The organism is Bacteroides sp. 1001136B_160425_E2 (assembly GCF_015559655.1).
Lineage (GTDB): Bacteria > Bacteroidota > Bacteroidia > Bacteroidales > Bacteroidaceae > Bacteroides > Bacteroides luhongzhouii.
Genome location: NZ_JADMQH010000022.1, coordinates 1 through 24266, shown reverse-complemented (window position 1 = coordinate 24266; position 24266 = coordinate 1). Strand labels below are relative to the sequence as shown.

Here is a 24266-nt window from a genome sequence, read left to right as displayed (position 1 = left end):
TATCATTTATTATTCTTCCATAGCAATTTTGCGTATCACCGCTTGCTCTTTCCCATCGCGATCCATACCTCTTTCGCCTACATAGAAGCATTTTCTCTTTTCATCGTATGCAATCGCCCAAGGATAAGCAAAGCGTGCTTCCGAACGCAGGGCACCGTTTGCAAAGCCAGGATCACTTGAGTCATTTCCACGCCCGGCAAATGTTACCACTCTTCCTGTAGGAGTCAGAATACGAATGCAATGATTGCGTTCATCACAAAAATAAAAATCATACTCATCTTCTTCACCTGAATATTCCGGATTCTTGACAAAAACTCCCTGTGTCGGACCATTCATTTGAACCTTACTACCTACTCCATCACGATACCCGCTTCCACTAGCACTTCCTGCCACAATATAGGGAGTTGTAAACTGTCCAGCAGAATTATAGTCCATACGTGAGATATACCCATTTCCTCTTTCATTATATTGACGAAGCAAATAAGCATATTTACCAGTTGGATGAACTACCATACGCAATGTTTCCTTTACCCGCGGGTGCTTGGCTATTTTCGTTGTTGTTTTATCTTCCAGATTATATTCATAAATTTCTTGATCCGGATAAATCGTATAATAAAGTTTACCTGTATTCGGATGAACAAATGCACCAGTAACACCTTTATGTTTTTGACCTAATTTCACTTCCGACTTAAACTCTGATACACGAGTTTTCAACACATGTATATTTCCATCTTTCTCCAAATCACAAGAAACAATCATGTCCTGATTTTCATCTGTCGTCCAGTTAATAAGTGCAGGTCTATCCGTTGTCTTTGCTAAATGAGGAAGCATAGTCACCGTTTTTTCTTCCAAATCAATCAAACGAATAGCACCAGCCTTATAGCAAGTCAAATATAAATGGTCGAAATTTGAGCGCGGATCAAACGAAAACCATGTAGCCCCTTTTATACATCCGCATGCATCGAACGCACCTTCACCTTGGACAGCATCTTTCTCGTTCTCAAAACGTTGACCAGCTAGTGTAGAAACTAACCACTGTTTCACATAAGTAAACTTCTCTTCAGCTTCAGCAAAAGCCACTTCTTCACCATTGTCATCATACACACTAATTTCCACATCACCTTCAGTAGCCATACGTGGTACTACACAATACAATATATTGTTCTTAACTGAAATGATATTAGCCTCTTTACCACCAACTATCACTTTCAATTTTTGGGGATCATTCCCAAAGTTTTCTCCATACAATATAATATTGTTACCAATACCACCCGATTTTGGGGAAAAATCTGTAATTACCACTGGCTTAGTAGGATCGAAAGGAAGATTTTCTTCATTGTCTTCATCCTTACAAGCAGTAAAGCAAAGTACGATCAATGGCAATACCACTGCACATAATCGGATAAACCGAGTTCTCCAATCACTTTTCTTTTTCATACATTAAATTTTAGTTTTACTTAGAAGTCTATATATTATCTATAGTTTCACACATATCAGTTATTAAATACCGGCAGTAAATCTCCCTTTGAAGGCACACATTTTTTAATGGTCGGCCAGCCATCTGCCGACCACACAATACGGTCGAGCATACCCAGACGTCCTCCAACCGCACCATTCTCTTTTACATAACTATGATATATCATCCAGTCCGTTCCTGCATCGTCCGGAATTATAATGGAATTATGACCAGGACCAAAGAACGTCTCACCGTCACCTTCCAACACCAGCGTCCAAGAATTGTCTAGCATATCTTTTCCTTTTCTATCTACATACGGACCAAGAAGCTTCTCCGAACGACCTACTACCACTTTATATCTACTATCTATTCCATCACAACAGTTATTAATCGATGCAAACAAATAGTAGTACTTACCTTTCTTATAAATATTGGTGCCTTCAAATGCCCTGCCGCAAACCTGTTTCTTCAGCACAGGCTTACCATCTGCTCCCCGTTTCACAGAAAGACCATCATCCGTAAGTTCCGTCACATAAATACCATTGAAGCTTCCGACAAACATATACTTCTTGCCATCTTCTTCATAATAGAACTGGTCTATACAATTGGAACCGAAATCATCTGTTATCAGCAACGGTTTAGCATTTAAGAAATCACCGACCGGACTATCTGAGGTAGCAACCGCCGTATAACTCTTACTCCCGTCTCCCCATTTTGCCCATGAGAAATAAAGCACATACTTTCCATTAATATGACGAATTTCTGGAGCCCAGAATGCACCTCCATCCGGAAGTACATCTTCGGTAGGTCTAGTTGCTTTTCTGAAAGCACTTCTTTTAAATTCCCAATTAACCAAGTCTTTAGAGAAATAAATAGGAATCCAATAGGAGTTAGTTTGAGTTGCATACAAATAAAAACCCTCATCAGTACGAATAACCGTAGGATCGGCTGCACTAGAAAAAGTTATTATCGGATTTGTATAAGTCATACCTATTTTGAAATAACAAATTTCATTATGAAGAGCAACGCTTTCATGAGAAGCCTCCCTTAGCTGTACAGGTAACAAATATTTTACAGCTTCCATACCTTCACGCTTCACTGTAATTCTTCCAGTAGCTTCATTCTCTCCAGCTTTAAAAGATATCCCTTCTCCTAAATCATAGTTAGCCGAAGGAAGAAGACGATAAGAAGTCTTATAATCCTCATTATACTTAGCAACCAATTCCTCCGCATTAGAAGGCACTGCTAATGTGCATGTAAAGTTCCAAGGATTAGTTTTTATTTCTCCGTCTGCCCTACAATTAAAAATAGCATCCACCGAAACCGGCATTGACATTTTACTAACACTAATTTCCTGTGATGGCATAAGCAAACTAACCGTTGGATAATCAAACGATATATGCAAAAGAAAATCGCTTTGACTTTTACGGACCTTGGCAACAGATGAAGTAAGTCTCAATGCAATAACATATTCCGCTCCATTTTTTTTAAACTCAGTGAATACTTTATCCGGAGCAAATTTCACCTCTACTTTCTTTGAAGTAATGCCTTGTTCGAGAGTAATCTGTGGCGCACTTATCGAATATAATGAAGAAGGCAACAATTTATAAGCTGTTTCTTCCTCTTTATTATATGCCTCCAGATCTTTTTCATTCCACGCTTCCAACTGTGCAGTAAGAGCGACACTCGCACTGCCCCCCTTCAATTCTACAGAGAAAGGGTACACAACTTGTGCCACATCACTACTGGAAACTTTAATTACATTTAGTCCATTAGGCTGTACTTGTAAATACTGGTTCGAATTGACATCCCCATCTTCACCAGAAACATCCTTAGTATCATCAGAGCCACATGACAAAAAAAGCAAAAGCCCTGCACTAAGAAACATTAGCCCAATTTCTCGAATATTTTTTTTAATTGAATTGTAATTCATTACATATAGATTTAAGTAATACCCTGTGTTTTATACTATAAAAACGTTATCCTTTGAACTATCTTTTTAACTGTATCTAAAAACTAAATTTCGTATTATATAATAATGATCATTATCTTTATAAAAGGTACTAGTGCCCCTATTGTGTGATACAAAAGTAGAGAATCAGGAGTATTTAAGATATTAAATATAGGTCAATAAATGAAAAATTAGTCCCAAACTAATCTAAAGTATTCAAAGATAACACAGAAGAGCATTTATTAGTATTTATCTGAACAATATCTTTCTTTTATTGGATAATTTCTTCTTCAACAATCCACTATTCTAAGATAATAACTATATCCTAAGCTAACAGCAAGCCATTTTTATCTAATTGCCTTCTTTATAACCGGACAAACTAAATCAGCATATCTCATCATACCTAAGTCTGTAAAATGAATACCATCTACAGTAGCCTCTCCATCCTCTCCCAGCATATTCTTTGATGAAATAAGAATGATATTTTTCTCATTTCTTTTCTTTAAATGATTGAATATCTCTTTCAACGTATCATTCTTTCGTCGTACTTCTTTAGCAACTCTTTCATCATAAAATGTATGAGGAAAAATAGGATCCTCTATAAAAATAATTGGTGTATCCGGATGTTTACCACGAATGATACGATAGAATGTTTCCATCCGTTCTTTCATCTTTGCAACAGAAGCATTAGGCACAAAGTCCAAAACGAAAACACTAGCTTCTACTTCAGCTATTACTTTAGCTACTTCCAAATCTAGAAATGCATTTCCACTGAATCCTAAATTGATACATTCACGGTTCAATCTTCTCGATATAATATTGGTATGTGCCATTCCTGGACGTGAAGCACAACCTCCTTGAAGAATGCTGGTTCCATAAAAAACAACAGGATTCTTACGAATTGGATAATCCACTAACGGCTGACTAATAGTAGCCAAAGAATCAACTCCGATAGACAGAGAAATAAGACCATCATACAATGGCAAATAAAGCATGTATTCTCTTTCTTCAGGATGCATATTTTTTATAATGGTAACCTGATTTGTTTTTCCTTTCGGACGGGCACTATTGACAAAACGCCATTCACCATTCTTCTGAAGACAGTAAAGATCCAAACCTTTTGCACCAGTATCAGTCATATGATTCATGTGGGTATTAAAAAGAGCCACCCATTTAGCTGCTATCGTAGTGGAATTACTACGGAAACGTATTGCCATTCCCGCAGAGTTACGGCTTAAATTCCATAATGGAGCACGAGAAATATTCTTTAATGAATCCGGGAACCTTTCATATCGTGCCCCAGCACTCTCTGTCGCCCTTCCTAATAGTGGAAAATTCGAAGCATCGTGGTATACTAATTGAGCATGTATATGAAACACTAAAAAAAGTACAATAAAAATACAAAATTCTCTTTTCATATTCAAGCATTATAATTTCAGACCCTTCAAAAATAAATATATGTTATGTTAAAAGCAACAATACACTATGAATAAAAAAACTCCTAGATCTGTATCCGGTCTTTTATTGTTTTATTTATTCAATAATGCATAAGCACACCATATTATCGGTGCCTGTCCATGATAATCACCGGCGATGCGGGGACGATCCATATAATATTGTTTACTGTTCTTCTTTCCGGTTCCAACACAAACCTCAGTAAGATCATTCTTGTCATTAATATAATTACATAAGCCAAGCCAAGCACGGCGTGCCACTGGAGCATATTCCTCTTTATTCAGCCAGCCGTTGTTGACACCCACAATCATGGCATAGGCAAACATTGCCGAGCCAGATGTCTCTGTCCAAAAGTCCGGTTCGGTAATCAGTTGATTCCAAAGACCGTCCTTGTTCACGTATTTCTTCAAGTTATCCATCATCAACAAGTAACCTTTCATGATACGCGCACGATTAGGATCCTTTTCCGGTAAGCTATAAAGCAACTCCGTCATACCGACAGCCATCCAACCATCACCACGTCCCCAATAATAAGGTACATCCGGTGCATGATAGAAAAGACCGTTGGGATGTTGCAATTCGTCCAAATACAGAACCATTTCTTTGGCAGCCCTATTTATGTACTTAGGATCACCAGTAGCTTTATAAGCCTCAGATTGCACAATAGTAATCATATACATATCATCAATCCAAAGACGAGTTTGCCAAGAATATCCCTTCTTATCCCATTTACGCTCCTCTTCATTCGCATTAGCAGGAAGTTCCCATTGAGTGTCAGCATAGGGTAGTCCAAGGTCCAAATAACGTTTGTCTTTCGTTATATTATAAAATCTCAGAGGTAAGCAACCAAACATATTTTGGTCTACGTGAATCGGCGGAGGTAGAAGTTCTTTTTCCAGATGAAACAATAATTCGAAACGATTTCTCAATAGTTTCATCAATTCTTTATTATTTGTTAATTCTGCAAAACGGAGAGCTCCGTACCATGTACACACCTCTGCATAATGTATTCCTCTATCAAAATACAGTTGATGTTTAGTTTCCATTAAGCGTCTGCTTAATTTATTTCCAACAGTCTTTGGATCTGCCTTCACTGGAAAATCTCCAAAATAATTTTGAGCAGAAATCACGTTTGAACTCAAAAAAACGGCCATCAATAAGGCATAAATCAAATAATTCCTTTTCATAATTGTGGTGTTCTATATAATTAATTATTCAATATTAAATTCTCCAAATCATAACCCAGTCACCGGTATCCAACGGGCCGTACTTGTAGACGCAACATCACAAATAGCGTCTACCGAATTCCGTTTTGTAACAGAAAAATTGACAAGTACCTGCCCGGAAGTTATAGTTAATTCAGAACGTGGAATAGCAATTTCAGCAATATATCCATAATTATCAATACGCCTCTCGTTTGTTTCATCGCAGACATAAGTTTTGACCTGGGCATCTAATTGCGCTTCTTTCCATGATGCATCATATATTTCACAATTTTTCAGTCCATTCATTGTTACTTGTATACAACAAGCACCTTTTGACAGCTTATTATTACTCACAGGAGATATGTATAAGGAAGCGTAATCAGAGACTAGCAAGTTTCGATCAAGTACTTCTAACAGGAAATAAATATTATCATCATCATACGAACAACGTAACGTTCCTTGTGCTTGTGACTTACTGCCCACAAAGAGTGCATGATCTGTATTTGCCCACTCTTTATTGTTACCATCTATCGTTACTTTTCTTTTCACGGCATCAATACGATGATTAAGTACAAACTGTGCCATCTGAACCGGTCCTTCTTTCGCTTTAACATTAGTTCCAACCAGAGTATGTGAATCAATAATACAGAATGATCCCCAATAACCACCAGAAAAAGGTTGATAAGCGCTACCGAAATTACGAGCAGTGGCATCTCCTATTTTAAGAGTATATTTACTTGACGATTCATACGAAAGGACGGTTTCTCCCGAAGGGAACTGTCCCAAATATGGTCCCATACCGGAGAAAACACAATTATTACTATCGGCAGGCCCTTCCTGATCGGCAGCCAAATATTCCCATTCGTCTTTATCTGCATAACAAAGCGAAATATGATATCCTGAATTATTGGTTTCCACAGCTGCAGCCAATCCTTTATTATCATTGAGTCTCACAACAGAAGGCATCTGATGATTATAGCCGACAATTCCATTTTTCTCCCATCTCATTCGCAATACATAATAAGGAGAAGAGCTAAAGTCCGGTCTCCATGTCTTTCCTCCATCAGTAGAAACAACCATTGCTGTACCTGTATCCGTGCCATGTCCTTCCAAACCAGTACGACTGCTATCTGTAAAGTAACAGTGTAATTCACCTGTAGGCAACTCCAACAAGAAAGGTTCCCAATTAACCCCCTGATATATCTTGACTGGTTCACTCCAAGTGACACCATTATCCGTACTACGCCTTAATTCAATTCCTGCATCTTCCGGTAAATCGCGATAACCGGAATTAGCCCTGCAAGATGCAACAGCCAATATATCTCCATTAGAAAGCACCAGTCCATCGCAATTAGCATAGCAATGTATATTCTTATTGCCTTTGCTATCAATAATGTCATAACTGTTAAATATCTCTCCTTTATTGATCCACGTTTTCAGATCCTTACTAAGTGCATAAACACAACGCCGACCAATATTATTATTAGCACTGCCATTGTGATAGAACAAAATATAGTCGCCATTCTTCATCTTTTTTATACGAGGATAGCGAGGATAAGAAGATTCCATAGTCACAAACATCCGATAATTCATCATCAATGAAGAACGTTTCGTAACATCTGTATGAGAATTTATAATAGGAGTCCCCTGATTCAATTCCCCTATAGATGTGATGCTACAGAGCACAGGTTCTTGGGATTCGTCGTCCTTTGGTTTCTCCGTATTCCCGTTATCGGTAGGTAAATTCTCATCATTCTCCCCACCGCCCCCACACGCTATAAATGAAATAGCCATGGAGAAAAATAACATAAAAAAAGTGTTTTTCATAGCTGTACTATATTTCATTCAGCTTACTATTTCCCCTGTCTCGTCGGTTGCGGTCCTAAATAAGAACGCTTCATTCCTCCGAAATCCAAAACAATCTTTTGCAGGACAGTTCCGGCATCGCCACATATAATTTTCACAGTGTGTTTACCCGGTTTGTCGATATGCAAAGTGGTTTTGTTTATTCTACAGTTCTTCAACACACTTTCGTACCAGATTTGTGCGTACTCAAAAGAAGAAGTGGAAGGGTTCATTACAGGACCTTCATCAATGCATACGCCATATTTCGTTTCCACATTCGTTGCTTCATGTCCGGCATATCCACGATCCTTACTTAGAGTAAATGCAGGTAGTACATACGTATAAACATCAACTGAACCTTGTTCGAATGTATAGAAATCATATTCCAGGCGAGGCGTACTGCGACCAGCAGTCCGCTGTGGAGCGGCTGTCGGATCACCTAGCTGAATAGCTGTATTTTCTATTCCCAAATTAGGAATCGTTCTCATTTGAATAGCTTTGTTCTCTACTTTCCGGTGGAAACCGGCAGCATCAATAGAAACATATCCATTGTGTTCTACAAATAAAGAGTCCATTTCGGCTAATGAAGGAGAGGAAGGGTTGAAAACAGAAATATAGACATTCTCCTTCTCACCACTACCAGATGCGATTTCCAATGTTCCGAATACTTTCTCACCAGTCGGGACCTTAGCCCAGTCGATTGAGACTTCGATACGACTTTCCGTGGCAGTTTCTCCGGCTTTCTGACTTAACAGAATCCAGTTATCTGAAACCGATGCTTTCCATTTCAAAGGAGTCGCTCCTTTATTGAAAACATCTACGTAATAGGATTGGCGGAAGTATGTGTTGAAAGATGGTAGTGAATGGAAACTCTTCTGCCCCTTCAAAATGTCTTCTCCTTCTGCCAATATACCTAAAGAGGCTGTAGGTGCCAGATTAACCTTCCGCAGAGCCGGGAGTTCAAAGTAGGCTGCGGCAAATCCCTGTTTCATGGTCATTACATGATCCCATTTACCTCCAAGTAATGAGTTATATCCTTTTGTGATTACTTCCAGACTATCATAACAAGCCTTAGTCATTTTTTCCAATTCAGCAGTAGTCGCTCTCTGTTGAACAGAATACCAACGATTTCTCTGTCCGTTGAGAATCATACGGTTCAATAGTTCACATCCTTTCACCGGATAGTATAATGATTGATAATAGCATGCTTTTTTATCTTCAGGCAAAGCTTTCAGGATTTTCTCTACCATATTCCCTATCCGTTGATATTCAGCCAGACGAGTATCCACTTCACGATAATTGGCAAGCGAAAAATCAGTATCTGTATTCCGTTCTCTTCCGTGTTTATCGGTAGCCCACTGATAACCCCATCCCATAAACTCCGGCTTACGCGCAAATGCCAATTTATAGAAAGAGTTTATCACATCCTGATATTCAACCCGATAGTCATCTCCCAACATGCCACACAACCATTCGGTACGATAGTTTGCCGCTCTTTCAAAACTGAATGAATCAATATCGAAAGCCATCGTCAGGAAATAATCAACAGCAAATTCACATGATTTGATGTCTCCGGCATTGAGCAGCCAGATACGATCAGCTGTCATGTCATAAGCTTTACGGAGTTCTTCATACATTAATGTGGGTGAAGTTGTGTTCATCCAAAGATGATCGTGAGGTTTACCCAGATAAGAAGAATGATAATATACTCCCGAACGTCCGGAACGTTTCTGTTCTTTCGGACTGCTCAAACGTTTCATATATCCATAATTATCATCCGGCCAGATAATAGTCACATCATCCGGAAGTTCCAATCCCTGATCGTATACATCCAGCACTTCCTTATAAGGAGTAAAGGCTTGAGGAATATCTTCCGCACGCTTGCCGATTGCATCCACCAACATTTGCCTTTGTGCCATCAAAGCTTCCTGAAGCATTTCCTTTCTATCGCTCATATTATTGCTTGCATTCATTGCCCGGTCATGCAATCCACGCAAAGCCAAGGTATATACATTTTCAAACGGAGCACATTCATCTACACGTGATTTCAACACTTTGTTGACTCCATCCTTATTATTGATATAGTCCCATTCACCCATTTTATCACGCTTCCACTCACTTGCCGTATTAAACAATAACGGTTCACAATGAGAGGATCCCATGACAATAGCAAAGCTATCCGCTACCAGGCGATTTTCAGGAATACGGTGGAATGCCATGGATGCGTCATGCATAGCCGGACAAAGATAATTAGCCTGAAGACGCAACAGCAGTTCACACACCTTTGCATACGTTCTCGGTCCGAAGTTTCCACGTTCTTTTTCAAAATTGCGTTTTGACCAACGATAAAGTCCCCAATCCTCATCATTGATAAATATCCCTCTGAACTTGACAGACGGTGTTTTAGAAATGAACTTATCAACTTTTACACTAACTTGTTTTTGCTGTTTGATTGGAGCATCCGCCCACCAGTACCAAGGAGATACTCCTATTGCTTTTGATATGGAAAGAAGTCCGTAAGCAGTACCACGCCTGTCACTTCCAGCTACGACAATTGCTTTCTTTATGCCCGGAACAGGATTATTGACCACTTCTATCATATAACGCTCCCAACTTCCGGCAATGGCAGCTGTATCTATTTTGTGTCTCGATGCCAAAGCGTCAATCCACTCGCTTTTTCCTATAGTACCGGCAATAATCACATACCGCGCAGATACTCTCCCGGGCTTGCTTTCATCTATTCTCAACTCTTGTCCCGTCACACGACGAACATCATCCACAAAAAGAGAAGCGCTTTTACGTACTACAGTTGCATCTTTTCCATCAAAACAGATAACTGCATTCGTTGATGAAGAAACAATAGGAAAACTATTCTTTCCGGTTCCTTTGTCGAGTAAAACTTGTGCTTTTGCCGAAATCAGGCTACAACAAAATAAGCCCAGCAATAAAATTTTATTTTTCATATATACATTAGATTGACTATTGATAACGCAAAGTAAGGCAAAAAGCAATAAAACGAATAAAAGAAACCGACCTATAAATAGCAGAATATGTTCAAAAGGGGCGTCAGATATAGTTAGATAGTATCATTGGATATATATGACCAATATAGTATGGTGGATATATATGACCAGCACGGTGAGTATATATATTCAGCACGGTGGATATATATATACACGACATTGTGCATATATACCCATCAAAGCTCTACGCTGTTCGCCGTCAGCAGCAAACAAAGCGGTAGACAATATTTCTCCTATCGCTCCATCGGGTGTAACCACAGCTATCTGTTGAACGCCTTCCACCAATTTCCCGTTTCGAGGAGAAACAATATGCCGACGTTCAGGAGAGTCATTACCGGAGGTTGTAAGACACTCATTATGAAGAAGTATATTATTGACTTTCCATCCCGATCCTACCGGATGATTACCTAAAGCAAGGACGGAACTGTTTCCTATATTTATCAATGCATTCTCTATCAAAAACTCATTCAGTATGCTTTTAATTGTATCCAAAGCATACCCTTTAAGAAAGCCGGATAAGTTGACAGTAACTCCCGGTTGTGAGAAATAGATGCTATGATCTTCGACTGATAAATGAACCGATTGTATCGTGTTCTGATTGTAATTTTCCGAATGGACTGTAATATCAAAACACCCCAGAGTCTTCCCGTTATATTTCAGGCATAAATCAATCATTGAATAGAGTTCTTCGCTAAGAACAACTGGTGAAGTCGGAGCAGTTCGGTTGACAAAAGACAATTCGCTGGCCGGATCATAAAAGTTCGCCATCTTTTCCAACCGGCACAATGCATCATAAATACGATTAACCACAAGCAACAATTCTCTTTCCGTTTTCTGGCTATACAGGATAATATCCACCCGTGTATGCATGGAAAGAAACCAGGCATAAAGCAGTCCATTACCTTCATGGGATGGTTTATACATATGTTGAATAGGGACTTGCATCGTATAGTAGGACAAATTAGGCACAGATTACACGGATTTTACGGTTGTTCCAATGAAATAGCAACCGCGTAATCCGCGTAATCCATGCCTGAGTAAAAATCATAAGGAATTTTGACGTATCTCCCACAATAACATGGAATACGCCTTATTTCAGTTCTTTAATCTTCACATTTTTGAACCATACTTCGTCTCCGTGGTCCTGAAGAAGTATATTTCCTTCCTCCGGATTTCCGAAATTAGGCCAGTTTTTATATTTACTGTATGCTACCAATGCATTCCACATATCATTGTTACGATCATATTCAATCAATTTAACGCCGTTCAACCAATGTTCTACATGGTTACCTTTTACGATAATGGTAGCTGTATTAAATTCTTTCTTGTTGAAAGGTTTATTCTTAGGAGCCGGAATCAAATCATACAACGACCCTAGCTTTCTATTACCTTTCACACCCAGTTTTGCATCAGGATGTTTGTCATCATCAAGAATCTGGAATTCACAACCGATAGCAGAACCTGCACCTTTATTCATATCCGGGTTTACGAAATATTTAATTCCGCTATTTGCACCTTCAGTAATCTTAAAATCTACTTTCAGAATAAAGTTCTTGTATTTACGGGTAGTCACAATATCACCGCCATTAGCTGATTCAGCACCACCACTCTTCATTACTTTCAGAATACCATCTTCTATCTTCCAGCCTTTTGCGGGGAAAGTAGAAAGTTTAGCTCCTCTCCATCCATCAGTAGTCTTGCCATCCCATAATAGAGTCCATCCTTCTTTTGCTTCGTTCGGAGAAATCGTATTGGCAATCAGGTTCACTTCCGGTGCAGCTTGCGCTTCCGGTGTCTGATAGCGTTCTACGTCCGTCGTACAAATGCGGATATCTTTCCAACTAACTGTTTTACCTTCATCTGCCGCATTTCCAATGGCGTGCACTTGCAAAGCAATGAAGCCCACAGGAGTCATATCATCCCAGATATTAGCACAAGGTACTCCGTTTATCCAAGTACGAATTGAGTTACCTACAGCCTCAATACGGGCTTTATTCCATGCGTTATTCTTAAAAGCGGTTTTTGCCGACGGATTCAGCGTCAAAGGATAAAGCCAGTTTCTACGTGCCTCATCATAGATACCACCTGACCAAGCGCGTTTGGAAGGATCGATCTCAAACTGATAACCGTGTACACGACCTTTCTTATAATCTTTCTTGCTTTCACTGCGAAGCTGTACCCCGGAATTTAAACCATCATCTACCTTAAAATCAAACTCAAGGATAAAGTCACCATAATTCTTTGTCGTTGCTAAAAAAGTATTGGGTGTTCCCATCTTAGATACACCGACAATGGCACCATCTACAATTTTATACTCGGCTTTGCCATTCAATTTCTTCCATCCTTTCAGGTTTTTTCCATTGAAAAGAGGCTCCCAATTCTGTGCACCTAAAGAAGCGGCGCAGAATAAAAGTAAAGTTAATACGATATTCTTCTTCATAATCATTGATTAGTCTTTCCCCATCCCCTTACATTCGAAAAAGGGATGGAAAAAGCCATTTTCTATTTATAATTTATAAAATTCATCCCAGCCTTTACGCGGCGGAAGTCCCGCCAACATTGCATTAGCAAACTCATTATTTGTAATTTGCTTCGTACGAGGATCAAAGAACAACTGTGTATTAAGTCGTTGAGCCATCACACCCAGTGAGAATACCTGACTCAACACACCATTGATTTCGAACGGAGAACGCGTCTTTTCAATACCGTTACATGCCAACAAGAAGTTTTCGAAGTGATTGGAAGGACTTTTAGGAACTTTCGGCAACTTGTCTGCCATCTCTTTTGCTTTCTCCTCCGGAATAATAGACAAAGTGCTTCCATGACTACCACCCTTGAAGATCAAATCCTTAGTATAAATGATCTTTCCGGGATTCAACTTAGATTTCGGAGTATCTCCCTGATTAGTTACCGGGATGTTCGGATCTAGTCCCGAAACTCCATAACCGGCAGGAATAGGAGGAAGATTATCCAGACCATCATACCAGGTAATATCTACCGGTGGCATTCCTTTACGTTGCGGAAAACGGAAGAGAATCGTGGAAGAATATGGGAAGAAATAATCATTATGCCCTTTTGCGTATTGCATAGTGACTTCGTATGGCAATCCCAGTTCCAGAAATTCGTGAGCCGTATCAAGGATATGTGCTCCCCAGTCGCCCAATGCACCCATACCAAAATCATACCAACAACGCCATTGTCCCAAATGATAATCTTTATTATACTCGTGATAAGGAGTAACTCCGAGCCAAGTGTCCCAGTCCAGATCTTTCGGCAGTTGCTGTCCCGAAGGAAGCTTATAGATATTAGTGTCCCACTTATGCCAACGACGTGGGTTATTCATGTGGGCAGTGATAGCAGTAACGTCTTTGATAATTCCCGCATCCATCCAGGCTTTAAACTGAAAATAGTTTGCTTCAGAATGTCCCTGATTTCCTACTTGAGTAACCAGGTTCGGACGTTTAAGCGCAGCTTGCATCAACAGTTCCGCTTCATAGAAGGTACGTGCCAGCGGTTTCTCTACATATACGTGCTTTCCAGATGCCAAAGCCAACATACTGATCGGGAAATGCGAATGGTCGGGAGTAGCAATTGCTACGGCATCAAATTCGTTACCGGCCTTATCAAACATTTGGCGGAAATCCCTAAACTGTTTTGCTTTCGGATATTTAGCCATTATCTTTTGTGTATGTTTGGCACCCATATCTACATCACATAAAGCCACCACTTCCACCATACCTGTCCGTGCAAAGTCTTCAATAATCTGCTCTCCACGGTTACCAATACCGATATAAGCAATCTTCACTTTGTCACCTCTTCCTTTTTTAGGTGAAGCGGTTTGCGCATGTAATAAATCACCGGTTCCCAATGCCAATCCGGCTGAAGCCATCGACATCGTTTTCAAAAAATCCCTTCGTGTTACCATAAATTATTTATTTTCATTGATATTGATTAAGTTCTTCTTTAAAATTATGCAAGAAAACTATCAACTCCTGCTTTTCTTTTTAAACAGTGCTTGCATTCCATAAAACAAGAGACGCAAAATCCCCCAGAAAGCATAAAGCACAAAAGTAAATATAATTATATAAAAAATAGACGTTATCATCTCCGTAAATGGCGCATGATAAGCAATAATTGCATAAAGATGTATCAAATTAGATACTACGAAACAAACGAGTAAAGTGATTAACTCAATTTTCTTACGTCGTGCGGTTACAATCGTGTCTTTCATATTGCTTCGGGTGTTTTTACAGATTGATGGTTCAGATAGTCTATTTTATACTCATCAGGGAAATAGAGCGTCCGTTCTTCTTCCAATGCCTGATGTCCCAACAAACAGAGCATACTTGCATAATATCCTTCTTCCGCGATGTTTTTAGGTTGTTTTTGTGTTATGACGGCCTCAACAAAAGCTTCCAACAACAATGATGTGCCATCGCTCTTGGGACGTTCTCCGATAATGAATTCTCCTTTGTTTTCGTTTGCAGTTTCCGGTGCCCAGCTTGTTCCGGCAAAAGGCAGAGAATCGAATACCTTGTTCTCCCAGTCATTCACCATCTGCAGGAAGGCCGGTGCAGGAGCTACACTCTCAAAGTAATATTTTCCCTTTTCCGGTTCTACCGTTCCGAGATTACCCATGATCTGTTCTTCCAGTCCATAGAATTTATTGGAAATGACAGAATCGAATGTCATCTTTACCCCATCATCAAACACATATACACAACTCACATTGTCATACACATCCCTGCCGTCTTTCCAATAAGTGATGGCACCGTGTCCCATCACCTTTTCGGGTATCTTACGCAAAGCCCAGCTTCCGATCTGAAGCTGATGGCAAGCGAGTTCCGTCATCAATCCTTTTGAGAATTCCTTGTAAAGACGCCAGTTTATCAGACGTTCCAGATTGGGTGAAGGCACCGAACGTCTCCAATCCCCATTCCGGTTCCAGAAGGTACGGATTGCATTTATTTCACCGAAGGTACCCGCATGAATCATCTCCATTGCTTTAATGTAACGAGGATCGAACAGACGCTGTTGCCCTGTGAAGAATATCTTTCCCGTGCTACGGTGTTTCTGATACATACGATAACATTCCTCCATCGTGAAACCTATCGACTTTTCGCAAAAAACGTGCTTTCCTGCGTCAAAAGCATCCAGCACTATCTTACAATGCGAACTAAGAGGAGTAGCCACGAGTATGGCATCTATCGACTTATCTTCCAACACTTCTCGATAGTCACCGTACACCTTGGCATTAGGAACGAGCTTCAGTGCTTTTTCAATAGACGGTTTATAAATGTCGCACAATGCAACAATATCGACTTTAGGATTTTTAGTCAGAAATCCCATTAAAAACTGTCCCCGGGAACCGGGACCGATAATTGCCAAACGACACTTTTCGTTTGAGGTGTTCATCACCTCCGAAAAAGCAGAAAGCCAAGGGCTTGCTGCAAGAAGAGTGCCAGCCCCGGCTATGCCTAAATTCTTTAGAAAATCCCGCCTGCTAATAGGGGTATGTTTCATGCTTGTGGTATTTAAGATTATAATTGTTTTATCTGGAAATCAGTTATTAAATATAGGTGCTTTTTGTGTTTCGTAAGAAGGAGATCCTCCCTCTACATAAGGCCAACCCTCTTTATCCCACTTAATCTGGTCCAGCAACAGAATACGTCCATTCTCCGGAGCCGATCTTGCAAAACCATGATACAGAAGCCAGTCCTGTCCGGCATCATCCCGGATAATCTGTGAACCGTGCCCATTGCCTACAAAATGATCATTCGCACCTATCACCAAAGAATAACCATTCTTCAACATCGGTTTACCCGTCTTATCTTTGTACGGCCCCCATACCTTTTTAGAGCGACCCACTACGACCTTATATGTGCTTTCCACTCCTCTACAGCAACTTCCGATAGAAGCAAACATATAATAATAACCGTCGTGCTTATGAACATAGGCAGCTTCAAAAGCTGTTCCTGCTATTTTCTTTTTTTCCGCTCCCGGCATCAACGACAAGCCATCCACAGTCAGTTCAATAACATATATCCCCCGAAAGCTGCCCCATACCAAATAGTTTCTCCCCTCATACTGCAGGAGACTGGGATCAATCGAGTTCTGCACACCGATCTCATTACTGCGGAACATCTTACCATGATCCGTAAAAGGTCCTTGCGGAGAATCGGCAGTAGCTACTCCAATGCCGCACGTTTGTTCTCCTCCCCACACCGACATCGCATAATAAAGCACATATTTACCGCTAATATAATTGATGTCCGGTGCCCAAATTCCAGCTTTAGGTTCAAATCTGGGACGAGTTTTATTCGTGAATGCCGTGTTGCAATACGTCCATTCCACCAAATCTTTCGATTTCATTATCGGAACATTCCTGGTAGATTCGGTAGCATACACATAAAAATAACCATCCGCAGCCTTAATCACCGTAGGGTCGGGCATGGCAATATCCACAACCGGATTCTTATAACTCATCGCAGACTTTGTCTGTGCTTTTCCCTGTGAAAAACAAACACCTATCATGAATACGAAAACGAACAAATTTACATACTTTTTCATCAAATCATTCTTTTAAAAGCTCCTTTTTACCTAATCTTTATAGCTATAAATTAATATTAACTTACAAAATCTTTGGGTAACACTCCAAATTGTTTCTGGAAACACTTGGCAAAATAAGACGGAGAATTAAACCCTACCATATAGCAAATCTCATTCACCCGGTTTTCTCCTTCTTTCAATAATTGAGCAGCCCTCTTCAAACGTTCCAGTCGGAGATACTCATTCGGACTCAAATCCAAGACACCCTTTATCTTCCGATAGAAATTGGAACGACTCATATTCAGGCTATCCGCCATATCATCCATACTAAATTCCGGATTACTATAATTCACCTGGATAACCTCATTCAGTTTCTTTATAAAATCTTCGTCAGCTTTTGTCAACGCCATCGTATTGGCCGCCACAAAAGGAGACTGTGCAAAAGCCTTACGTAATTTCTCTCTATTCTGAATAAGGCTGGAAGCACAAGCCTGTAAATATTCCACAGAGAAAGGTTTCTCCAGATAAGCGTCTGCTCCCAATTCCATTCCCTCTATCTTAGACTGGATATTCGTCTTCGCAGTCAACAGTATAACGGGAATATGGCTATAATTCAAATCCGACTTGATCGTCTTACACAGTTCAAAACCATCCATCACAGGCATCACAACGTCACTAACCACTAGATTCACATAATTACCGTCCAACACTTGCAACGCTTCCGCACCATTAGTGGCAGTCAATACAGTATATTCTCTCGCCAACTGACGCACCACAAAGGCAAGCATATCCGGATTATCTTCCACAACCAATACCGTAGGACGGTTATCCTTCTTTTCCACCTCTCCCGCAGGAACTTCGCTCATCCTGTCTATTTCAACTTCCGGTTCCGGTGTTAAGGTTATTGTCATATCCTGAACTATCGGCAAAGTCAGACAGAAAGTATTATTTTCTTCCCCTTCTCCCATAGCCAGAGTTCCTTGATGCAGTTCTGCCAACGAACGGGAAAGAGCTAAGCCGATTCCTGTTCCAGTGGTCACCTTTCCATCTTCTTTTTCATTGAAACGAACGAAAGGTTTAAATATCTCCTCCTTCATTTCATTGGAAATAATCACTCCATCATTCTCCGTACGAATACAGAATGAATTATTCTCATCCGCTTCCGGCACCTCCAAAGATATGTGTACGTAACTTTCAGCATACTTCACCCCATTGTTCAACAAATTACTGATAATCTTCGTAAACGCCTCCCGGTTCACATGTGCATAAAAGTCCTTCTCAGGCACTTGCAAAGTGAATTCCAAACCTTTCTGTTTGGCAAGGGAAGTGAAACGCACATGAGTCTCTTTCAGTACCTCCGTCACATTGCATTTCGCAAAATTCAACCGGAATCCCTGGCTTTCCGTTTTACGGAAATCAAGCAACTGATTAGTCAGATTCAACAATCGTTCTGTATTCTGTTTCATTACGTTCAGGTCCTCCCGTGTTTCCGCATCAACCTGTTTCTTCAATATGATGTTTTCCAACGGACCTTTAATCAATGTCAACGGCGTACGTATTTCATGGGCTACATTGGTAAAGAAATCAATCTTTGCATGGTAAACCTCGCGCTCCTTCTCCTGCTCGAATTTTTCCATCTGCCTGCGGTGCTTGCTATTACTGCGTCTCTTGAAATACATAACTGTATATAAAGAACAGCCGATGATCAGCAAAGCATACACGCAATACGCCCATATTGAAAGATAGAAAGGAGGAAGAATATGCACTTCCAATGACACTTCATCGTCACTCCATACTCCATCACTATTGGCAACTTTCACCTGGAAGGTATAATCACCATATCGAAGATTGGAATAGGTAACAATAGGGCTTTCACCAACTGTCAACCAGTCTGTATCAAAGCCTTCCAACTTATACATAATCCGACTTGTCTTGGGAGCCTGGAAATCCAGCGCGGCTACACGGAAAGAAAAAGAATTCTGATTAGACTGGAGAACAAGCTGGTCAGAGAAAGTAATACTCTTTTCCAGCGGGGAGCCCGGCTCACCAGCATATACTTCCTTTCCAAACAGAAAGAAATCTGTAATTACAATAGACGGGAGAAACTTGTTTTCCGAAAAATTCTTGGGATTAAAAGCTATAAAGCCATCGATACTACCTAAATAAATCGTACCATCCTCGACCTCAAAACTCGAACGATAATTAAACTGGTCGCCCAACAATCCATTGGAGGTAGTATATACTTTCATGACTCCAGTTGTGGGTTGGAAGCAGACCAGACCATTATTGGTTGTCAACCACAAAAGGCCGTTCTTGTCTTCCACAATCTGATATACAACATCATTCGGCAAGCCGGAAGATAAATTATAGTTGGTAAATGTCTCCGTATCCGGCTGAAAACGGCAAAAGCCTCCTCCTTGAGTAGTCAGCCAGATTTGCCGGTGAGAGTCTTCAAAGATACTTAATACCTTGTCGTATGGAAGACTTTTCGGGTCATTTTCATCGTGCAAATAATTCTTCCATTTCTTCTCACTCACATTGTAGCAATAAGCTCCATTTGCATAAGTTGCCAACCATAGATTCCCTCCGGAGTCCTCCTTTATGTCATACACAAACCGACCGTTCAGTTCCGGTATCCGGTCGAAATCATCAGACTGTTTATTATATCGGAGCAAGCCGAACAAAGTTCCCAGATAAATATCACCTGTCGTTGTGCAGCAAATAGAGAAAACACTATTATCTATCAATGAACGAGGAGAATCTGTTTTCTGATAAGTTTTCACGATAGCTCCCGTACGCGTATCTACTACTTTCACTCCTTTTGAGAAGGTTCCCACCCAAAGATAATCGCCAATTAAACACAAACCATGCACATTGGTAAAAGCACTGCTGGGCGTAAAAAAGGAGAAAGTTTTGGTCTTGGGGTTGAAACGGTTCAAACCACCGTCTTCCGTACCAATCCACAGGATACCTTGATTATCCTGACAGAACTCACGTACTCGCTTCCCACGCAAACCATTATCAGTCCCTTTGGGATAATATTTCTCGAAATACGTATAAAAACGAGGATAGTAATTCACACCGCCAAAATAAGAACCAATCCAGATACCACCCTCGCGATCCTTACACAATGAATAAATAGCATTGTCGGATAAAGAATAAGGGTCGTTGATCGAACTGCGCAAATGAACGTATTTGCCCATTCGGAGATTATAGATATAAAGTCCCGACTCTGCACCAATCCACAATTCGTTGTCAGAAGCGACCAGCAATTCACGACAAAAAACAGACTCTCCATTTTCATCTTCAGAAAGTAAGTCATGCAGTTTGTTAGAGGTCAGGTTCAGTTCTTTCACTCCTCCCTTTAAAGAGCCCACATATAGGCAGTTATATGCTCCTTTCACCAAGGCTATCACGACATCATTGGCATAAGTTTTCTGATTGTCTACAGGTGAGATATAAGGATGAAGGGTTTGCAGACGGTCTTTCGAATAGAAAAGTCCATCACCATAACAGCCAATCCAGAGAGTTCCGCTATTATCAAAAACAAAAGACTGGACATTGGTGGAGATAAAAGAAAAGTTCTTCAATGTGTGATTCCGGAGTTTTCCTTCCTCCAGGTCATAACAAAATAATCCCTGTGACTCTACCGCTACCCAGACACATCCTTTGTTGTCTCCGGAGATTGCAGTTACGGTATGTTCTATTTTCGTGTTTTCTGCGCTCAATTCAGCAAAATGCCGGAAAGAATCTTTCTCCGGATTATAGATATAAAGTCCTACATCCGTACCTACCCAGATATCTCCTTTTGCGTCCTCATAAAGCGCTGTGATAAAATTATTACCAATGCTCCGCCGTGTGCGGTCATCATGTTTGAATTTGCGGAATGACAAACCGTCATATCTATTCAGACCATCTTTTGTGCCGAACCACATAAAGCCCTGCTTATCCTGCAAAATCGCATTGACCGTGTTCTGAGATAATCCGTTCTGTACACTAAGATTTTTGAAATAATAATGCTCGTCCGCCATTTGCGCATGGCAGCCTATCTGACAACTTATTAAACAGATTAAAAGTATTAGAACTTTCTTCATAAACATACGCATTTTCTATCCTTCCGTTTGAGTTACCAAATGTAGGCAAAATCACAGCGGAAAGATAGTAAATATGTCTCAATGAATGAAAAAATAGTCCTATTTTTCTATCCTGATGCGTGCGTCAACTGCTATAACGGCCTTTTGTGTTGCTAAGAGCGGATTTATATCCATTTCTTTGATCTCTGTAGCAAAACGTAGCAAAGTGGACAAACGGACAATAATTTCAGCAAATTTATCTTCGTTGACTCCCTTTTGCCCACGTGTTCCCTGAATGATTTTATAAGCACGCAAAGAATGAATCATTGAATAAGCTTCTTCATAAGAAAGCGGGGCGAGACCGGAAGACACATCTTTCAGCACCTCCACAAAAATACCTCCCAAACCACAAAGAACCACGTGTCCGAACTTCTCTTCATATTTTGCACCAATAAACAGTTCCGTGCCTTTCAGCATCGGCTGTACCATAATTGCCCTTGCTTCAGGAATCTGCATCATACGATCGAATTCCAATGCCAGATGTTGCTCGCTTTTGATGTTCAGCACTACACCACCGACATCTGATTTATGCACAGGCCCCACCACTTTGGCCACTACCGGGAATCCGCATCGACGGGCAAAAGCTACTATCTCCTCTTTATTATCGGAAACAAATTCATCTACCAACGGAATACCGGCAGCGTGCAACAATGCCTGTACATAATTGGGAGCGATATAACCATTCTCCGGAATAGAATCTATGATGCGACGAATCCTCGGAACGTCTACTCCGAACAGTTCTATTTCAGGAACTGCCGGTTTAGAAACATTGACAATGCGTGAAAGGGCAGTACCTAGAGTCACTTCGTCCGCAAAGTTCACGTGTCCTTTTGCCAGGAAGGCGGCAACCTCTGCCCCGGCTGTATTAATCGAAGGAAGAATGGGGAAAATCGGTTTCTTGCAAGTCTGCATCTTTTCGTGAAGCACATCATACATTTCAAACATAGTAACCAATCCCGGAGTTCCAAAAATGGCCATCATGGCGTCTATATTGTCAAGCTTCTCCTCGCAATAGTCAATGCAAAGGCGCAGATGTTCCGGTGTTCCGGTAGCCAGAATATCAATAGGATTCCCAACGGCAGCACCGGGGAATAGTTGGGCTTTTAGTTCTTCGGCTACTTCTCCTTCCAACTTAGGTACATTCAGCCCACCTTTACTCAACGCATCTGTCAACATCACTCCCGGTCCTCCGGCATGGGTGATAATGGCAAAATTCTTTCCTTTCAATTCGGGCAGAGTAAACACGCAACCTACAGTAGTCAATTCTTCACGGGAGAAGCAACGTACAATCCCCGCTTTACGGAACAAAGCCTCTACTGCCGAATCGGAACTGGCAATTGCTCCTGTATGGGAAGATGCTGCCCGGCTTCCGCTCTCCGAACTTCCGGCTTTGATTGCCGCAATCTTACACCCTTTCCTAATCAAAGACGAAGCATGAAATAACAACCTGTCCGGATTCTGAATACTTTCAATATAGAGTAGTTTCAGATGAGAATCTTTTTCGGGATCGAAGTTCTCATCCATAAATTGCAATACATCTTCTACACCAATCTGCTTGGCATTTCCCACCGACCAGACTGAATTGAACTGCAAGCCTTTTGTTACGGCACTTTCGAGAATAAACACCGCCGTAGCACCGGAACTGGAAATCAAGTCCACTCCTTTCGAATTCAAATTAGGAATCGGCTGGCTGAACACGCTATGATGCCATGTGTTCATCAATCCAATGCAATTAGGACCAATCAACGAAGCCCCGTATTTATTGACTGTTTCCAAAATACGTTCTTCCAACAGCGCCCCTTCGTGGGTTTCTTCACCAAAACCAGCCGAAAGTATGATAAATGCCCTGGTTTGTTTCTTGCTAGCCAATGTTTCCACCATATCAGGACACATCAAGGCAGGCACAGCCAACACCGCCAGGTCTGTATCCGGCAGATCGTTCACATCCGCAAAAGCGGGAACTCCCTGCACTTCCTTTTCCTTCGGATTCACAGCCCGAAGTTCTCCCTGATAACCTCCATTTATTAAATTCTTTAATATTGCGCCACCCGGCTTATGTACATTATTCGATGCCCCTACTACGACAATGCTTTCAGGACGAAGCAACTGGGTTGTTATCATATCATGCTTTGGTTTTCGTTTAACTAAGGTACAAATATATTCTTTCTTATGAGAAAAAAGAAAGAAAAAGGGGAGAAATATAAGAGAAAGTACAGGATAATGGGAAGAAAGACAAAGAAATCAAGTGGATTATGCTGACTTATTGATTTAGTTAGAAAATTACCCCGATATAAATTGTTTTTGGTCAACTTATGCCAGGGCAATACACGTAAAGATAAGTTATCAAAAGTCGTTTTAAAAAAGGTAGCCATTCTTTTTTATTCATAGAATGACTACCTTTTTAATACTCATACGGTTATTTATTTAATTCCGCCAACGGGTTATTTTCATATTTATCCACAATTGGAGTAAAACGAAATACTACAGTGTTAGGAATAGAGCTAAGCCCAATACATACTCCGCCAATAACCCCTTCGACTAGACACTGTCCACAATTTTGTGTAAATGGAAACAGGATTCAGTTGTAAGTTTCCTCTTATATCTGTATTCTGTTTTCAAAAATAAGCATAAATTGGTTCATAATCAATC

The 24266-nt window shown here is 40.5% G+C and carries 14 protein-coding genes; all 14 read right to left on the bottom strand.

The genetic code is table 11. The features are described from left to right. Positions 1 to 9: 9 nt before the first annotated feature. The 14 genes from I2I04_RS19325 to I2I04_RS19265 all read right to left on the bottom strand — a co-directional run bounded on the left by I2I04_RS19325 (position 10) and on the right by I2I04_RS19265 (position 23738). The gene (locus tag I2I04_RS19325) at positions 10 to 1437 is read right to left on the bottom strand and encodes an IPT/TIG domain-containing protein (protein ID WP_195470751.1); all 1428 of its coding nucleotides are present in this window, start codon (positions 1435 to 1437) and stop codon (positions 10 to 12) included. 56 nt (positions 1438 to 1493) lie between these two features. Next, positions 1494 to 3389 carry a family 43 glycosylhydrolase gene (locus I2I04_RS19320; protein WP_195655711.1) on the bottom strand — a complete coding sequence of 632 codons (1896 nt, stop codon included), beginning with the start codon at positions 3387 to 3389 and terminating at the stop codon, positions 1494 to 1496. Positions 3390 to 3754: 365 nt separating this feature from the next. Continuing rightward, on the bottom strand, positions 3755 to 4825 hold the full coding sequence (locus tag I2I04_RS19315; RefSeq protein WP_195655710.1) for an SGNH/GDSL hydrolase family protein: 1071 nt from the start codon (positions 4823 to 4825) through the stop codon (positions 3755 to 3757). A 111-nt stretch (positions 4826 to 4936) separates the two neighbouring features. After that, positions 4937 to 6049: a glycoside hydrolase family 105 protein gene (locus tag I2I04_RS19310; protein ID WP_099146587.1), complete on the bottom strand. Its 1113-nt coding sequence runs from the start codon at positions 6047 to 6049 to the stop codon at positions 4937 to 4939. 48 nt (positions 6050 to 6097) lie between these two features. Beyond that, on the bottom strand, positions 6098 to 7894 hold the full coding sequence (locus tag I2I04_RS19305) for a hypothetical protein (RefSeq protein WP_195655709.1): 1797 nt from the start codon (positions 7892 to 7894) through the stop codon (positions 6098 to 6100). Between the two features lie 26 nt (positions 7895 to 7920). After that, positions 7921 to 10875 carry a glycosyl hydrolase 115 family protein gene (locus I2I04_RS19300; RefSeq protein WP_195655708.1) on the bottom strand — a complete coding sequence of 985 codons (2955 nt, stop codon included), beginning with the start codon at positions 10873 to 10875 and terminating at the stop codon, positions 7921 to 7923. A gap of 189 nt (positions 10876 to 11064) precedes the next feature. Further along, entirely contained in the window at positions 11065 to 11880 is an 816-nt protein-coding gene (locus I2I04_RS19295) for an FAD:protein FMN transferase (RefSeq protein ID WP_004296580.1), read from the bottom strand. Positions 11881 to 12025: 145 nt separating this feature from the next. Next, positions 12026 to 13375 (bottom strand): DUF1080 domain-containing protein, encoded by a 1350-nt coding sequence (locus I2I04_RS19290; protein WP_004302557.1) that lies wholly within the window; start codon positions 13373 to 13375, stop codon positions 12026 to 12028. Positions 13376 to 13441: 66 nt separating this feature from the next. Beyond that, positions 13442 to 14860 (bottom strand): Gfo/Idh/MocA family oxidoreductase, encoded by a 1419-nt coding sequence (locus I2I04_RS19285; protein WP_004323915.1) that lies wholly within the window; start codon positions 14858 to 14860, stop codon positions 13442 to 13444. A gap of 60 nt (positions 14861 to 14920) precedes the next feature. Beyond that, on the bottom strand, positions 14921 to 15166 hold the full coding sequence (locus I2I04_RS23325) for a hypothetical protein (protein WP_143260725.1): 246 nt from the start codon (positions 15164 to 15166) through the stop codon (positions 14921 to 14923). Continuing rightward, positions 15163 to 16458: a Gfo/Idh/MocA family oxidoreductase gene (locus tag I2I04_RS19280; RefSeq protein WP_004323019.1), complete on the bottom strand. Its 1296-nt coding sequence runs from the start codon at positions 16456 to 16458 to the stop codon at positions 15163 to 15165. The genes I2I04_RS23325 and I2I04_RS19280 overlap by 4 nt, the downstream gene beginning before the upstream one ends. Before the next feature lie 39 nt (positions 16459 to 16497). Continuing rightward, complete coding sequence (locus tag I2I04_RS19275) at positions 16498 to 17505, bottom strand: family 43 glycosylhydrolase (RefSeq protein WP_195655707.1); 1008 nt, start codon at positions 17503 to 17505, stop codon at positions 16498 to 16500. A gap of 56 nt (positions 17506 to 17561) precedes the next feature. Beyond that, positions 17562 to 21578 carry a two-component regulator propeller domain-containing protein gene (locus I2I04_RS19270; RefSeq protein WP_195655706.1) on the bottom strand — a complete coding sequence of 1339 codons (4017 nt, stop codon included), beginning with the start codon at positions 21576 to 21578 and terminating at the stop codon, positions 17562 to 17564. 99 nt (positions 21579 to 21677) lie between these two features. Beyond that, positions 21678 to 23738, bottom strand: a complete 2061-nt coding sequence (locus I2I04_RS19265) for an acetate--CoA ligase family protein (protein ID WP_195655705.1) — start codon at positions 23736 to 23738, stop codon at positions 21678 to 21680. Positions 23739 to 24266: the final 528 nt, after the last annotated feature.

Excerpts from the sequence above, each read along its gene's own strand:
- I2I04_RS19325 (WP_195470751.1), bottom strand. The coding sequence starts at position 1,437 with ATGAAAAAGAAAAGTGATTGGAGAACTCGGTTTATCCGATTATGTGCA.
- I2I04_RS19320 (WP_195655711.1), bottom strand. The coding sequence starts at position 3,389 with ATGAATTACAATTCAATTAAAAAAAATATTCGAGAAATTGGGCTAATG.
- I2I04_RS19315 (WP_195655710.1), bottom strand. The coding sequence starts at position 4,825 with ATGAAAAGAGAATTTTGTATTTTTATTGTACTTTTTTTAGTGTTTCAT.
- I2I04_RS19310 (WP_099146587.1), bottom strand. The coding sequence starts at position 6,049 with ATGAAAAGGAATTATTTGATTTATGCCTTATTGATGGCCGTTTTTTTG.
- I2I04_RS19305 (WP_195655709.1), bottom strand. The coding sequence starts at position 7,894 with ATGAAAAACACTTTTTTTATGTTATTTTTCTCCATGGCTATTTCATTT.
- I2I04_RS19300 (WP_195655708.1), bottom strand. The coding sequence starts at position 10,875 with ATGAAAAATAAAATTTTATTGCTGGGCTTATTTTGTTGTAGCCTGATT.
- I2I04_RS19295 (WP_004296580.1), bottom strand. The coding sequence starts at position 11,880 with ATGCAAGTCCCTATTCAACATATGTATAAACCATCCCATGAAGGTAAT.
- I2I04_RS19290 (WP_004302557.1), bottom strand. The coding sequence starts at position 13,375 with ATGAAGAAGAATATCGTATTAACTTTACTTTTATTCTGCGCCGCTTCT.
- I2I04_RS19285 (WP_004323915.1), bottom strand. The coding sequence starts at position 14,860 with ATGGTAACACGAAGGGATTTTTTGAAAACGATGTCGATGGCTTCAGCC.
- I2I04_RS23325 (WP_143260725.1), bottom strand. The coding sequence starts at position 15,166 with ATGAAAGACACGATTGTAACCGCACGACGTAAGAAAATTGAGTTAATC.
- I2I04_RS19280 (WP_004323019.1), bottom strand. The coding sequence starts at position 16,458 with ATGAAACATACCCCTATTAGCAGGCGGGATTTTCTAAAGAATTTAGGC.
- I2I04_RS19275 (WP_195655707.1), bottom strand. The coding sequence starts at position 17,505 with ATGAAAAAGTATGTAAATTTGTTCGTTTTCGTATTCATGATAGGTGTT.
- I2I04_RS19270 (WP_195655706.1), bottom strand. The coding sequence starts at position 21,578 with ATGAAGAAAGTTCTAATACTTTTAATCTGTTTAATAAGTTGTCAGATA.
- I2I04_RS19265 (WP_195655705.1), bottom strand. The coding sequence starts at position 23,738 with ATGATAACAACCCAGTTGCTTCGTCCTGAAAGCATTGTCGTAGTAGGG.